A 14003-nucleotide genomic window follows, 5' to 3' on the forward strand; every position below is an offset into this window, starting at 1 on the left:
TAATATAAGAAAACAGGGAAAAAACAATAATTTCATCTCGTGAATACCCTTCGGAACTGGTGGTGTACGCGAATGAAAATGCGCATTGTGAGCGCTATTAAGCGGGCCCGGGAGAGAACATGATTGACGATCTGGAGCAAAATTTGCTGTTTCGTTATATGGGCACCCTCAGTCCCTGGTGGCGCCTGACAGCCGACAGTAACGCGCTCCACCTTGCTGCCAGCGAGAGTTCCGATACCACGCAGGTGGTCGCCCTGACGGATGAACAGGCCGACAGCATTCGCGAGATGACCGTTATTACCTCCAGCATTACCATGACACTTTCGCTCTATGGCACCGACGTCCCGGTGCATCTGGTTGGCCGTAAAATCAATAAAAAAGAGTGGGCGGGTACCGCCTCTGCCTGGAATGACACCCCTTCCGTTGCGCGGGATCTGGCCCAGGGGCTCTCTTTTGCCGAGCAGGTGGTTTCTGAAGCCAACTCCGTGATTGTTATTCTCGACCGACACGGCAATATTCAGCGTTTCAATCGTCTGAGCGAAGAGTATACCGGCCTGAAAGAGCAGGAAGTCATCGGCCAGAACGTCTTTAAACTCTTTATGAGTCGCAGCGAAGCGGCTGCCTCCCGGCGTAATATCAGCGGTTTTTTTCGTAACGGCAGCTCCTATGAGGTGGAACGCTGGATCAAGACCCGCAAAGGTCAGCGCCTGTTTCTCTTTCGTAATAAATTCGTCCATAGCGGTAGCGGAAAAAATGAGATCTTCTTGATCTGCTCAGGCACGGATATTACGGAGGAGCGCCGCGCCCAGGAACGACTGCGCGTGCTGGCGAATACCGATACCATTACGGGCCTGCCTAACCGAAACGCCATCCATGAAATGATCAGCGATGCTATTGCGCAGCGCGGAGAGGGTCAGGTGGGCGTGGTCTATCTCGACCTGGATAATTTCAAAAAGGTGAACGATGCCTACGGGCACATGTTTGGCGATCAGCTCCTACAGGCCGTCGCGCTGGCGATTTTGAGCTGCCTTGAAGAGGGGCAGGTTCTTGCGCGCCTGGGTGGGGATGAGTTTATTGTTCTGGCGACTGACACCTCCCAAAGCTCGCTGGAGGCGATGGCCTCACGCATTTTAACCCGTCTGCGGCAGCCCTTTCGCATCGGTCTCATCGAAGTCTACACGGGTTGCTCACTGGGTATTTCCCTTGCGCCTCAGCACGGCACCGATCGCGAGAGCGTGATCCGTAACGCCGATACGGCGATGTACACCGCCAAAGAGAGTGGCCGTGGTAAATTTACGGTCTTCTCGCCGGAGATGAATCAGCGCGTATTTGAGTACCTGTGGCTGGATACCAACCTGCGCAAAGCGCTCGATAATGACCAGTTAGTGATCCACTACCAGCCCAAGATTACCTGGCGCGGAGAAGTCCGGAGCCTGGAGGCGCTGGTGCGTTGGCAATCGCCCGAACGCGGGCTGATCCCTCCCATGGAGTTTATCTCCTACGCGGAAGAGTCCGGGCTCATTGTGCCTCTCGGGCGCTGGGTGATGCTCGATGTGGTGCGCCAGGTAGCCAAGTGGCGTGATAAGGGAATCAACTTACGGGTGGCGGTTAACGTCTCAGCGCGGCAGCTCGCGGATCAGACCATTTTCAGCGATCTGAAACAGGCCCTGAAAGATTTGAATTTCGAATACTGTCCGATTGATGTAGAACTCACCGAAAGTTGCCTGATTGAGAATGAAGAGCTGGCGTTGTCAGTGATCCAACAATTCAGCAAGCTGGGATCGCAAATTCATCTGGATGACTTTGGTACTGGATACTCATCCCTCTCTCAGCTGGCGCGTTTTCCCATTGACGCTATCAAGCTCGACCAGGCCTTTGTGCGGGATATTCATAAACAGTCCGTCTCGCAATCGCTGGTGCGTGCCATTGTGGCCGTGGCGCAGGCCCTGAATCTGCAGGTGATCGCTGAAGGGGTGGAGAGTGCGAAAGAAGACGCCTTTCTGACAAAGAATGGCGTCAATGAACGACAGGGATTTCATTTTGCTAAACCTATGCCCGCGACTGCCTTCGAGCGTTGGTTTAAACGCTACCAGTCACGCAATGCCCGCTAGCTCGCTTTACGCAATCCGGAGGCGGTGTGACGATCCTGCAGCTGAACCAGCCGTTCCATATAGGCGATATCTTTCGGTTGCAGGCAGAATGCGGCATCTACCCAGTCCTCAGTGATATCCATCAGTTCGCTACGGGGTAACTGCATCACGCGCTGCCGGGCCCGTAACATCGCCCGAACACCATTCATTTTGGGCTGCAGGGTATCAATAAAAGTCCGTGTCGCCACATAGCCTTGCCCCGGCTCAAAAAGCACGTCCACCAGCCCATGCTGCTGGTACCACTCCGCTGTGTGTGATTCCCCTTTGTAAATCAGCTCTTCGGCCAGTTTCATGCCGGAACGACGCGCAACCAGCGAATAGCCGCCCATCCCCGGAAAGAGGTTGAAGGCGATCTCCGGGAACCCTAAGCGCACATCTCGCTGGGCCAGCAGAAAGTGATGGGCCAGCGCCGCCTCAAAGCCTCCACCCAGCGCGCTCCCTTCGACCATCGAGAGGGAAATCGCCCCGGTATCAAAGCCCCTTGAGGCCGCATGGACACAATCAACGCAGGCGCGAGCGTAAGCGCGTAAGGCTTCGCGTCGGCCATGCTGGATACACTCCACGAAGAAACGTAAATCACCTCCTGCATTGTACATATCCGGTACCAGCGAGCCGGTCACCCAAAAGTCAACGATAAAGCCCGATTGCCGCACCAGCCATGACATATTCATGATCTCTTCGATCAGCGCATGATTAAAACAGGGTCGCGGCTGAGCGCGCAGCATCATCCAGACGGTACGTCTCTCCTCCTCGTAATATCCCGCCAACTGCGTGAATCGTTCCGTATCAGTAAAGAGTTTACAGGTCACCTGATTGATAATAGTCATACTCTATTTCCTCTTGGAAAAAAGCGCGTTGCGCGCAGAGTTAGACTAATCCACTGCTAAAGTACCCATCATGTTGAGCGTTAAAAATATCACTATCATTTATGTCATTTGGTGAGAACACATTTTCCCTTCTCTTTTGCCCTCATTTTCTGCATCATTGAATTTATTCACTTTTCATTTAAGGATGAGATTATGTCTGATATCAATGCACTGAAAGTGGCTCAACGTATTGATACCGTGCTGGATATCCTGGTCGCAGGCGATTATCACTCTGCTATTCGTAATCTCGAGATTTTAAAAAGCGAATTACTGACCCAGGCGGGGAGCGAACCCGCTTCCGATGCCCCTCAGCCGAAAGCGCCATGGGAGGTGTGAGGTATTCACGACCTCATGCGTGCTCCGTAGTGAGTTATCTCTGTTTTAACCATTAACCAACGGTGCTTACCGTTTTGATATGGATGCTATGAATTCCCGACAACAACAAATTCTGCAGATGGTGATCGACAGAGGGCGCGTCAGCGTCGTCGAGCTGGCGAAAACAACCGGCGTGTCGGAAGTGACCATCCGCCAGGATCTCAACCTGCTTGAAAAAATGAGTTATCTGCGTCGCGCGCACGGCTACGCGGTTCCGCTCGACAGTGAAGATGTTGAAACGCGGATGATGAATAACTATGCCCTGAAGCGTGAACTGGCGGAGTTTGCCGCCTCACTGGTGAACAACGGCGAAACGGTCTTCATTGAGAATGGCAGTAGCAATGCCCTGCTCGCCCGGACGCTGGCAGAGCAGAAAGAGGTGACTATCGTCACCGTCAGCAGCTATATCGCCCATCTGCTTAAGGAGACGCGCTGCGAAGTGATCCTGCTGGGCGGTATCTATCAGAAGAAGAGCGAAAGCATGGTTGGCCCGCTGACGCGGCAATATGTTCAGCAGGTGCATTTCAGTAAAGCCTTTATCGGCATTGATGGCTGGCAGCCTGAGACCGGCTTTACCGGGCGTGACATGATGCGTTCCGATGTTGTCAACGCGGTGCTGGAGAAAGGCTGCGAAGCGGTGGTACTGACCGATAGCACCAAGTTTGGTGCCGTCCACCCTTATATGATGGGCCCCATCTCGCGCTTCAGCCGGGTCATTACGGATAACGGCCTTAAAGCGGAGCATCAGCAGCAATTAGAACGTGACGGACTCATCGTCGATATCGTAAAAAAACCTGAATGACCCCCCTCCTCTTCGCCCGATTATTCGGGCGAATTATCCCCTCGCGTTGTATGAGACTATTCCGACCATTTCTTTAAGACTATTTACCTGTCTGCTGAATGATTAAGACGTAAAATTAATGTTAGCGATATAACAGGAAGTAACTATCACCTGCGTGATTTTGTAACGCCTGCGCGACAAGGTTTCATGGATAACGGCAACTGAGTATGTAAATAAGCTATACTTAGATTGATTATGTGTTCCATGAATCAATAATTCAGGAGAACGTATTATGTCTTTACTTACCAGCAAGAAATTAACTGCTGCCGTAGTGGCAGTGACTCTGGCAATGTCTTTGAGCGCATGTTCCAACTGGTCCAAACGCGATCGTAACACCGCTATCGGCGCGGGTGCTGGTGCTATCGGTGGTTCAGTCCTGACCGATGGCAGCACGCTGGGTACCTTAGGTGGTGCAGCAGTGGGCGGTATTATCGGCCACCAGGTAGATTAATTAAGTTAGTCGGCTTCACGCTATTGAATTTAATGCCACGGCCAATGCCGTGGCTTATTTTTTGCCTTTTTTAACCGCCTGCCAGTTTGACTTTCATCCCTTTGGCTTCCAGCAGCGATTTAATAAGATCGCGTTTATCCCCCTGGATTTCTATTACGCCATCTTTTACTGCGCCGCCGCAGCCACATTTCTTTTTTAATTCCGCGGCTATCTGCACCAGCGTAGCATCGTCAGCATCAATACCGGTAACCAGACATACGCCCTTCCCTTTCCGCCCGCTGGTCTGGCGCTGAATACGCACAATACCGTCCCCTTTCGGTCGTTCTGGGGAAGATTTGGGTTCATCGATACGCCCGGTTTCAGTTGAGTAGACCAGACGACTGTTTGTATCGCGCATTACGCCCCCTTATTCAGTGATGCGTTGATGGCACGCAGGGTTTGCGCCGGATCGGCAGACTGGGTCACCGGACGCCCAATAACCATATAGTCTACGCCGGCATTCTGCGCCTGTTCCGGCGTCATGATACGACGCTGATCGCCCGCATCGCTGCCCACCGGACGAATCCCTGGCGTCACCAGCTTGAAGGACTGACCCAGCTCGCTCTTAAAGCGAACCGCTTCCTGAGCAGAACAGACCACGCCATCGAGGCCACAGTTTTGCGTCAGGCGTGCCAGACGTTCTGCGTGCTCCGCTGGCGTGAGCGTAATGCCCAGATCGAGCAAGTCGCTGGCTTCCATGCTGGTGAGCACGGTAACCGCAATCAAGAGCGGGGCATCGCTGCCAAACGGTATCAGCGCTTCGCGCGCTGCTGTCATCATTCGTGCACCGCCGGAGGCATGAACGTTCACCATCCATACACCCAGATCTGCAGCTGCCGCTACGGCATGCGCGGTGGTGTTAGGAATGTCGTGAAATTTAAGGTCGAGGAAGATTTCAAACCCGCGCTGCTGCAGATCACGGACAATTTGCGGCCCGAACAGCGTAAACATCTCTTTACCCACTTTCAGACGGCAGTCGCGTGGGTCGATGCGATCAACGAAAGCCAAAGCGTTATCACGATTGTTGTAATCAAGGGCGACAACAACAGGAGAGGATGTAACTACGCGGGAAGATGATGAAGCTAAAGACGTCATGACCTGGCCTTCTCGTCGATGGGCGCCGCACCGGCGCGGGATAGATAAACGGCGAGCATTCTACCTGTGAGTGCTAAAAATTAACAGAAACCATTTAAATCCTGTCAGACCACAGGCCGCACGGAGTCAAAGGGCGGCAGATGTACCACCAATAGTATGTTGTAACTAAAGTGAGATTTTTTAAAAATTACTGCCCATCCAGCCCGCGAATCGGCTTAATGGTATTCCATGCCCGGCACGACGGACAGTGCCAGTAAAGGGTATAGGCCGTAAAACCACACTTCTGACAGCGAAAACGCGGCTTGCTGCGTACCTGTTCACCCACCATGTCGCGCAACACCATCAGACTCTCTTTGGCGCGCCCCTCTTCGGCATCATGAAGGTGATAGTCCATCAGTTTATGAAATACGCGCATGGTTGGATGGCGCTGTAGCTGACGGTTTATATAGAGCTGCGCAGTGTCGCTACCTTCATGCTGTTCGATGACATCTGCCAGCATCAGCTCGGCGCTGGCCCCGGTGTTCTCTTCCACGCAGCGGCGCAGGAAAGCGACCCACTCTTCGGGTTTGCCCAACTGCTGATAGCAGGTTTGCAGCATCTCTAAGGTTTCGCTAACCAACTCTTTATCTTGATCAATGACGCGCAGCAAGCTCTCCACGGCTTTGTTATATTCGCCTTTGGCCATAAACACCCGGCCGAGCATGATGGAGATACGCGCGCTATTACGATCCGCCGCGGCGCCTTTTTTCAGCAACGCAATAGCGCGATCCATGTCCTCGCTGCCCATCTGCTGCAGCGCAAGCTCGCAGTAGAAATGGGCAATTTCGCCGCGCTGTTTATCTTTACCCAATTTCACCAGCCGCTCAGCCACCTCAATCGCTTTTTGCCAGTCACTGGTGGCCTGGTAAATTTGCAATAACTGCTGCAGGGCGCTGATACGGAAATCGGTTTCGTCCACCAGTTGGTTGAACATATCTTCCGCGCGGTCATAAAGCCCGGCGGCCATGTAGTCACGACCAAGCTGTTGAACGGCAAGCAGGCGCTGGTCGTAGGTTAACGACGCGCTCTCCATTAAGGTCTGGTGAATACGAATTGCACGGTCAACTTCTCCGCGGGAGCGGAAGAGGTTACCGAGGGTGAGGTGAGCCTCAACGGTGCCGGTATCTTCTTTCAACATCTCAAGGAACAGGTCTACCGCTTTATCCTGTTGATTGCTCAGCAGGAAGTTAACCCCTGCCACATAGTCACGTGACAGGCGGTTGGCTTCATCCTGTTTTGTCTGTTGCGCACTTCTGCGGCCCATATACCAGCCATAGGCTGCGGCGACAGGCAAAAGCAGAAACAACAACTCCAGCATCTTCGATTATTCCTTCGCGACCGGCACACCTGAAGTTACCGGAACGTCGGCCGTGGGCGCGATCTGATATTCAAGACGTTTAATTTTTCGTTCAGCACGGGCCAACGAGACGCGTACTTTAAGCCAGAATAGCCCGCAAATTAGCCAGCCGATCGCAAAGCCTGCTGCAAAAAGCACCGCCAGCAGACTTGAAATTCGATACTCGCCCTGCGCCAGCAGATAATTGAAAGTTACCTGTTGATCGTTTTGCGCACCTAATGTGACGGAAATGACAAAAATCGCCAATACCAGTAAGAAAATGAGTAAATATTTCACATTACTTCCCGTTATGTGGTTTGAGCGAATAAAGTGTGTTCAACATACCGCAATCAGCCTTATAACCTATCATTTTAAGGGCTGGCGCGAAACGGAAAAAGTCGCGCGCCAGATTAGGATCTGCGGGTTAAATCGCGATTTTCAACCGCGGTCAGCTTTCCGCGTCCCGGGTGGCGATTTCTCGCTCTTCTTCTTTCGGCGGCATCAGCGGTCCACAGACTCGCTCAGCAATCCAGGTGGCAAGCGTCACCAGCAGCCATGATATAAGCGTAGCGACGATCAGATCGACCGGCCAGTGCATTCCCAGGAGCAGACGGCTGCCCATCACCCCCGTGGCCCAGGCCAGCAGAACGACGATGGTGATGGTGCGCCGGCGTGGCCATAACAGCCCAACGCCCAGCAACGCCCAACTGGCGGCAAACATGGTGTGGCCCGAAGGAAAGGCAAAGCCCGTCTCTTTTTGCCAGTGCTTGCGTAAGAATTTCGGAATATCCGTCTGCTCGGCCAACTGCTCTTTCACCAGTTCACCGCGCGCCTTACGCTTTAAATTGTAGAAGTCGTTTACTGGCACCTGGTGCTCTTTTTCGAGCCAGACAACATAAGGACGCGGTTCTTGCGCGCGGTCTTTGACCCAGGATTTCACCCCCTGCCCCACGGCAATCGATCCCCCGAGAATGGCAAACAGCATGATCGCGGCGCGTAGACGAAAGCGCAGACACCATAAGAACCAGAGACAGAGTAGCGTATGGGTAATAATGCCCCAGGGCTTGGTGACGGTTTCGGTTACCCAGAACAGGGTTTTCAACCAGGCGCTGCTGCCTCCTGGCTGCCACTGCCAGCCGGAGATCCAGACGGCGGCGGGCATAATGAGCAATATCCCTGCTCCTACCGCCGTACGGCGGGCAATTGAAAGCATGTCGACTCCTTTTATCGATAAGCCCAACAATCATAACCGAAAATTCATCGACAGGTAAAAATGTCGGATTGTGCGTTTAACGTTCGTATAGCGGGCGTGGATTAGGTGAACCTGCGCAGCTTGTGGCAAAATAAGCAGATAAAGAGAGCCGAACAGGCACATTTCTGGAGAATCACATGCAGCTTAAACGTGTGGCAGAAGCCAAACTGCCTACCCCCTGGGGCGATTTCCTGATGGTGGGTTTTGAAGAACTGGCAACCGGGCAGGATCATGTTGCGTTAGTCTACGGAGACATTTCCGGTCAGACGCCGGTACTGGCACGCGTGCACTCTGAATGTCTGACGGGCGACGCGTTGTTTAGCCTGCGTTGTGACTGCGGGTTCCAGCTCGAAGCTGCCCTCTCGCATATTGCTGAAGAGGGGCGCGGTATACTGATGTATCACCGTCAGGAAGGACGTAACATTGGCCTGCTGAATAAAATACGGGCCTATGCGCTGCAGGATCAGGGTTACGATACTGTCGAAGCGAACCATCAACTGGGCTTCGCGGCCGATGAGCGTGATTTCACGCTGTGCGCGGATATGTTTAAGCTGCTGGGCGTAGACGAAGTGCGTCTGTTGACCAACAACCCACGTAAGGTCGAAATCCTGAGCGAAGCGGGCATCAATATCGTGGAGCGCGTGCCGCTGATCGTCGGACGTAACCCGAAAAACGCCCATTACCTGGATACGAAAGCCGCCAAGATGGGCCATCTCCTCGGCGAATAAACGCGATAAAAAATAAATGCCCGGCCATCGCTGCCGGGCATTTTTTTGCGTTAGTTAAGCATGTTTCGAATGACGTAATGCAGGATGCCGTCGTTCTGGTAGTAGGTTAACTCGGTTGCGGTATCAATACGGCAGCGGCATTCCAGCACTTCCGTTTTGCCGTCGGCACGCGTCAGCGTAACCGGCACGGTCGCCCCCGGTTTCAGATTTTGAAGATCGCGAATATCGATCTTCTCTTCGCCCGTCAGCCCCAGCGTTTTCCGTGATTCGCCCTGCGGGAACTCCAGCGGCAAGATACCCATCCCAATCAGGTTTGAACGGTGGATACGCTCGAACGACTCGGCAATCACAACCCGCACGCCTAACAGACGTGGCCCTTTCGCCGCCCAGTCGCGGCTGGAGCCAGAGCCATACTCTTTCCCGGCGATAACCGCCAGCGGTGTGCCTTCCTGCTGATAGGCCATGGCTGCATCGTAAATCGACACCACCTCGCTGCCCGGCAGGTGACGGGTCATGCCCCCCTCAACGCCCGGAACCATCTCATTACGAATGCGAATATTGGCAAAGGTACCGCGCATCATCACTTCGTGGTTACCCCTGCGCGAACCGTAGGAGTTAAAATCACGACGCTCTACACCGCGGCTTTGCAGGTAACGTCCTGCCGGGCTGTCGGCCTTAATACTGCCTGCCGGGGAGATATGGTCCGTGGTCACCGAGTCCCCCAGCATTGCCAGGATCCGTGCTCCGTGGATATCCTCCAGTGGTTTTGGCTCGGCCCCCATATCGTCAAAGAATGGGGAGAGACGAATATAGGTTGAGTCGCTCTGCCAGCTATAAGTATCTGAGCGTGCCACTTCGATATTTTTCCACTCAGGTGTGCCTTCAAAGACTTCGGCATACTCTTTGCGGAACATATCGGTTGAGACCTGCTCAACCGCGCGAGATATCTCCTGCGCCGATGGCCAGATATCTTTCAGGTAGACCGGGTCGCCTTTGCGGTCATGCCCCAGCGGATCGGTTGCCAGGTTGATATTCATGTTCCCCGCCAGCGCGTAAGCCACCACCAGCGGCGGCGAAGCCAGCCAGTTCGTTTTTATCAGGGGATGAATACGACCTTCAAAGTTACGGTTACCCGACAGCACCGCACCAACGGTGAGGTCACCCTGCTTAATCGCCTGTTCGATAGGCTCCGGCAGCGGCCCCGAGTTGCCGATACAGGTCGTACAGCCGTATCCCACCAGGTTAAAGCCCAGCTCATCGAGGTAAGGGGTAAGTCGGGCCTGCGCCAGGTAATCTGATACCACTTTCGAACCCGGTGCCAGCGAGGCTTTGACCCACGGCTGACGCTTCAGGCCCAGCGTGACGGCTTTTTTCGCCAGCAGCCCGGCGGCCATCAGCACGCTGGGGTTGGAGGTATTGGTACAGGAGGTGATCGCCGCGATAGCCACCGCGCCGTCCGGCAGCTGGTAGGCGTGGCCGTTCATGGAATAATCGACGGGACGGCGATCTTTCTGCGCCGTATTGACCTCAAGCTCGGTGCTGGCGGCAAAGGCTTTCGGTACATCCCCCAGGGCAACACGATCCTGAGGGCGTTTTGGTCCGGCCAGGCTCGCCTCTACGCTACCCATGTCCAGCGCCAGCGTACTGGTGAAGACGGGCTCATCTCCCGCATTACGCCACATACCTTGCGCTTTAGCATAGGCTTCTACCAGTGCCACCTGCTCCTCGCTGCGGCCACTCAGACGCATATAGTCGAGGGTGACGCCATCGATAGGGAAGAAGCCGCAGGTTGCGCCATATTCTGGCGCCATATTGGCGATGGTGGCGCGGTCCGCCAGCGGAAGAGAATCCAGTCCGTCCCCATAAAATTCGACGAATTTGCCCACTACCCCGTGCTTACGCAGCATCTGGGTGACGGTCAATACAAGGTCAGTGGCGGTGATGCCCTCACTGAGTTTGCCGGTCAGTTTGAAACCGACCACATCAGGAATAAGCATTGATACCGGTTGACCAAGCATCGCGGCTTCGGCTTCGATACCGCCGACGCCCCACCCCAGTACGCCAAGGCCGTTGATCATAGTGGTATGCGAATCCGTGCCTACCAGCGTGTCCGGATAGGCCACCCACTCTTTATCCTGAAGTTCGCTCCAGACCGCTCTGCCCAGATATTCAAGGTTCACCTGATGGCAAATCCCCGTTCCGGGCGGTACGACACTGAAGCGGCTAAATGCCTGTTGTCCCCACTTCAGGAAGACGTAGCGCTCGTGGTTGCGCTCCATTTCCAGACGCACGTTCTCTTCAAAGGCATCGTCATCCCCAAAGTGGTCAACGGTAACGGAGTGGTCGATAACAAGGTCAACGGGGGAGAGAGGGTTCACTTTTGCGGTATCACCGCCCAGCCGTTTAACGGCTTCACGCATGGCGGCCAGATCAACAACAGCAGGCACGCCCGTAAAGTCCTGCATTAAAACCCTGGCGGGGCGGTAGGCGATCTCCCGGTCAGCATGGGCGGTTTTCAACCATCCGGCGAGCGCGCGAATATCTTCAAGCGTGACGGAAGTTTCGTCCTGCCAGCGCAGCAGGTTTTCCAGCAACACTTTTAACGACTTGGGTAGACGCGCAATATCCCCAAGTTCCCTGGCAGCCAGCGGCAGACTGTAGTAATGGTAAGTTTTATTCTCAGCCTGCAATGTGTCCTTACTGGCTTCGCGTAGGGTTAACGACATAAGCTCCTCCTTAATTACAGGGATTGCGATGTCCTGACAGTTATCAGGGCTGTAATTAAAGATAACACAAAGAGAACGTAACGTTTTGATAACAACCCAAATTGATAAATTAGCGGGATAAATCTGAATAAAGACGCATAAAAAACCCCGCACACAGGCGGGGTTTTTAAGCAATCAGTTGATTGTCATCCAGATTAGCTGGCACCAGAAAAGGATCGACAGTGAAAACGCGCCCATCCAGGACCAGTATTTGATACTGCGCATATTATTCATCATTGCGACACCAGTCATATATTTATTCGTAAGGGTTGAGATTTTACTCAGTAATATTGCTGATGTGTATTTATTAATGAGTACAAAAGCGCGGCGAGTAATTGGACAATTACGCGGAGCGGTAAAAACTAAATTATTGTTTTTTCGGTTCGTCTTCTGCGAACGCGTCAATAAAAGCTTTCTGCTGCGGCGACAGCTTCCAGGAAGCCGGCACGTTAGCCTTTTCAGGTTTACGCGTATCGCGCGCTGTGTCACGGTGCTGACACATTAGCTTGCTGGTTTCAAACCGCTCCTGAACAGCCATAGTTAACCCCAAAAGTGCCAGACGAGGAGCGCAACAACCACCCAAAACAGTGCTGAGCCAAGGAATACGGCCAGCCAGGCTTTACGCTTGAGCTGCGGGTCCCTTTGCGGTTCTTCACTTCCTGATGGCATTGCTATCCTCTTGCAATCGATTTCGCTTATCATTTCGATACCAAACAATCGGCATAAGTAATCATGGTTGAGATAAATCCTAAAAGAACTTTAGACGAAAATCCAGTGAATTTACGAATCCTAAGCCATTAAATAGTTAATCTTTTGACCGGAAATAAATAATTGAAACGAAGAATTTGCGAAGCGGGATAATATTTTCTACTTTTGTCGCAAATTTGCGACAGTTTAGTCTGGCGAAGGGAGAAATTGGGCGGGTTAAACGAAGATGATGATAATTCTAATTTAGGTTAAGCCATTAAAGACGGTATCTTTCCGCAGGGGAAAGATACCGGATGTGATTATTTTTCCGGAAGTTTAATATCTTTAAACATCGCTTCGATATCTTCATTCGAGCGTAACGCGACGGCGGTATCCACCACATCGCGCGTCAAATGAGGCGCGAAACGTTGAATGAAATCATACATGTAACTGCGCAAGAAGGTGCTACGACGGAAACCGATTTTGGTCGTACTGTGGCTAAATACGCCCTGCGCATCCAGACGGACTAAATCCGGATCGGAGACGGGATCGACCGCCATACTGGCAATCACCCCTACCCCAAGCCCCAGACGAACGTAGGTTTTAATGACGTCGGCATCAGTGGCGGTAAAGACGATACGCGGCGTCAGCCCGGCACGATTAAATGCGGTATCCAGCTCTGAGCGCCCGGTAAAGCCAAAGGTGTAGGTCACCAGCGGGTACTGGGCCAGTTCCTCAATAGAGACGGAGCTCTTCGCCGCTAAGGGGTGATCCGGGGTCACTACGATAGAGCGGTTCCAGTGATAGCAAGGCAGCATGACCAGATCGTCATACAGGTGCAAGGCCTCCGTGGCAATCGCAAAGTCAGCATTGCCTTTCGATACCGCCTCAGCAATTTGCGTAGGCGACCCCTGGTGCATATGCAGTGATACGCGGGGATAACGCTCAATGAAACCCTTAATAACGCCTGGCAGCGCATAACGCGCCTGGGTGTGGGTCGTCGCAATATAGAGCGAACCTTTATCAGGCCAGGTGTGTTCGCCCGCCACGGATTTGATGGCATCCACTTTGGATAGCACTTCGCGCGCAATACGAATAATTTCCTGTCCGGCGGGAGTGACCTGCGTCAGGTGTTTACCGCTACGGGCAAAGATTTGGATGCCCAGCTCATCTTCAAGCATACGCACCTGCTTGCTGATACCGGGCTGGGAGGTATAAAGACCTTCTGCGGTCGAAGAGACATTGAGGTTGTGATTAACGACCTCAACAATATAGCGAAGCTGCTGTAGTTTCATGCCAGACCATCCGATTTAACGCACACGGGCAATCGCTTAAGACGATTTGATAATAAGAAAGGGGTTAACTATAACCACTATATC

Annotated in this window: 16 protein-coding genes; 5 read left to right on the forward strand and 11 right to left on the reverse strand. The window is 53.1% G+C overall.

What is annotated here, in order from left to right; genetic code table 11:
* The first annotated feature begins 119 nt into the window (after positions 1 to 119).
* Entirely contained in the window at positions 120 to 2111 is a 1992-nt protein-coding gene (pdeR, locus tag B2Q93_RS13565; protein ID WP_046885223.1) for a cyclic di-GMP phosphodiesterase, read from the forward strand.
* Here pdeR and B2Q93_RS13570 read toward each other — a convergent pair.
* Positions 2108 to 2977 carry a crotonase/enoyl-CoA hydratase family protein gene (locus B2Q93_RS13570; RefSeq protein WP_207291841.1) on the reverse strand — a complete coding sequence of 290 codons (870 nt, stop codon included), beginning with the start codon at positions 2975 to 2977 and terminating at the stop codon, positions 2108 to 2110. The genes pdeR and B2Q93_RS13570 overlap by 4 nt on opposite strands.
* A 192-nt stretch (positions 2978 to 3169) precedes the next feature.
* On the opposite strand from B2Q93_RS13570, the gene B2Q93_RS13575 reads away from it, so the two are divergent.
* From B2Q93_RS13575 to osmB, 3 genes are all read left to right on the forward strand, one after another.
* Positions 3170 to 3352 carry a hypothetical protein gene (locus tag B2Q93_RS13575; protein ID WP_040075375.1) on the forward strand — a complete coding sequence of 61 codons (183 nt, stop codon included), beginning with the start codon at positions 3170 to 3172 and terminating at the stop codon, positions 3350 to 3352.
* Positions 3353 to 3440: 88 nt separating this feature from the next.
* Positions 3441 to 4193 carry a DNA-binding transcriptional regulator YciT gene (locus B2Q93_RS13580; RefSeq protein ID WP_233804540.1) on the forward strand — a complete coding sequence of 251 codons (753 nt, stop codon included), beginning with the start codon at positions 3441 to 3443 and terminating at the stop codon, positions 4191 to 4193.
* Between the two features lie 271 nt (positions 4194 to 4464).
* On the forward strand, positions 4465 to 4683 hold the full coding sequence (gene osmB / locus B2Q93_RS13585; protein WP_040075373.1) for an osmotically-inducible lipoprotein OsmB: 219 nt from the start codon (positions 4465 to 4467) through the stop codon (positions 4681 to 4683).
* Positions 4684 to 4753: 70 nt separating this feature from the next.
* Here osmB and yciH read toward each other — a convergent pair whose 3' ends face one another.
* The 5 genes from yciH to pgpB form a co-directional block, all read right to left on the reverse strand.
* A complete protein-coding gene (gene yciH / locus B2Q93_RS13590; RefSeq protein ID WP_046885220.1) occupies positions 4754 to 5080 on the reverse strand; it encodes a stress response translation initiation inhibitor YciH in 327 nt (108 codons plus the stop codon).
* The gene (gene pyrF / locus B2Q93_RS13595) at positions 5080 to 5817 is read right to left on the reverse strand and encodes an orotidine-5'-phosphate decarboxylase (RefSeq protein ID WP_286933481.1); all 738 of its coding nucleotides are present in this window, start codon (positions 5815 to 5817) and stop codon (positions 5080 to 5082) included. The genes yciH and pyrF overlap by 1 nt, the downstream gene beginning before the upstream one ends.
* Before the next feature lie 187 nt (positions 5818 to 6004).
* A complete protein-coding gene (gene lapB / locus B2Q93_RS13600; RefSeq protein WP_040075369.1) occupies positions 6005 to 7174 on the reverse strand; it encodes a lipopolysaccharide assembly protein LapB in 1170 nt (389 codons plus the stop codon).
* Positions 7175 to 7180: 6 nt separating this feature from the next.
* Positions 7181 to 7489, reverse strand: a complete 309-nt coding sequence (locus B2Q93_RS13605) for a LapA family protein (RefSeq protein ID WP_040075368.1) — start codon at positions 7487 to 7489, stop codon at positions 7181 to 7183.
* 151 nt (positions 7490 to 7640) lie between these two features.
* Entirely contained in the window at positions 7641 to 8405 is a 765-nt protein-coding gene (gene pgpB, locus B2Q93_RS13610) for a phosphatidylglycerophosphatase B (protein WP_212475754.1), read from the reverse strand.
* 176 nt (positions 8406 to 8581) lie between these two features.
* On the opposite strand from pgpB, the gene ribA reads away from it, so the two are divergent.
* The gene (gene ribA / locus B2Q93_RS13615) at positions 8582 to 9172 is read left to right on the forward strand and encodes a GTP cyclohydrolase II (protein ID WP_040075365.1); all 591 of its coding nucleotides are present in this window, start codon (positions 8582 to 8584) and stop codon (positions 9170 to 9172) included.
* A 50-nt stretch (positions 9173 to 9222) separates the two neighbouring features.
* Here ribA and acnA read toward each other — a convergent pair whose 3' ends face one another.
* The 5 genes from acnA to cysB all read right to left on the reverse strand — a co-directional run bounded on the left by acnA (position 9223) and on the right by cysB (position 13919).
* A complete protein-coding gene (gene acnA, locus B2Q93_RS13620; protein ID WP_040075364.1) occupies positions 9223 to 11898 on the reverse strand; it encodes an aconitate hydratase AcnA in 2676 nt (891 codons plus the stop codon).
* 174 nt (positions 11899 to 12072) lie between these two features.
* Complete coding sequence (gene ymiC, locus B2Q93_RS13625; protein WP_327061775.1) at positions 12073 to 12171, reverse strand: small membrane protein YmiC; 99 nt, start codon at positions 12169 to 12171, stop codon at positions 12073 to 12075.
* A 133-nt stretch (positions 12172 to 12304) separates the two neighbouring features.
* Positions 12305 to 12475 carry a hypothetical protein gene (locus B2Q93_RS13630; protein ID WP_286933486.1) on the reverse strand — a complete coding sequence of 57 codons (171 nt, stop codon included), beginning with the start codon at positions 12473 to 12475 and terminating at the stop codon, positions 12305 to 12307.
* A gap of 2 nt (positions 12476 to 12477) precedes the next feature.
* Positions 12478 to 12639 carry a YmiA family putative membrane protein gene (locus tag B2Q93_RS13635; protein WP_080346611.1) on the reverse strand — a complete coding sequence of 54 codons (162 nt, stop codon included), beginning with the start codon at positions 12637 to 12639 and terminating at the stop codon, positions 12478 to 12480.
* A 305-nt stretch (positions 12640 to 12944) separates the two neighbouring features.
* Entirely contained in the window at positions 12945 to 13919 is a 975-nt protein-coding gene (gene cysB, locus B2Q93_RS13640) for an HTH-type transcriptional regulator CysB (protein WP_040075362.1), read from the reverse strand.
* Between the last annotated feature and the right edge of the window lie 84 nt (positions 13920 to 14003).

It is taken from the genome of Leclercia sp. UBA5958 (assembly GCF_002430365.1).
In the GTDB taxonomy this organism is placed as follows: Bacteria; Pseudomonadota; Gammaproteobacteria; order Enterobacterales; family Enterobacteriaceae; genus Enterobacter; species Enterobacter pneumoniae.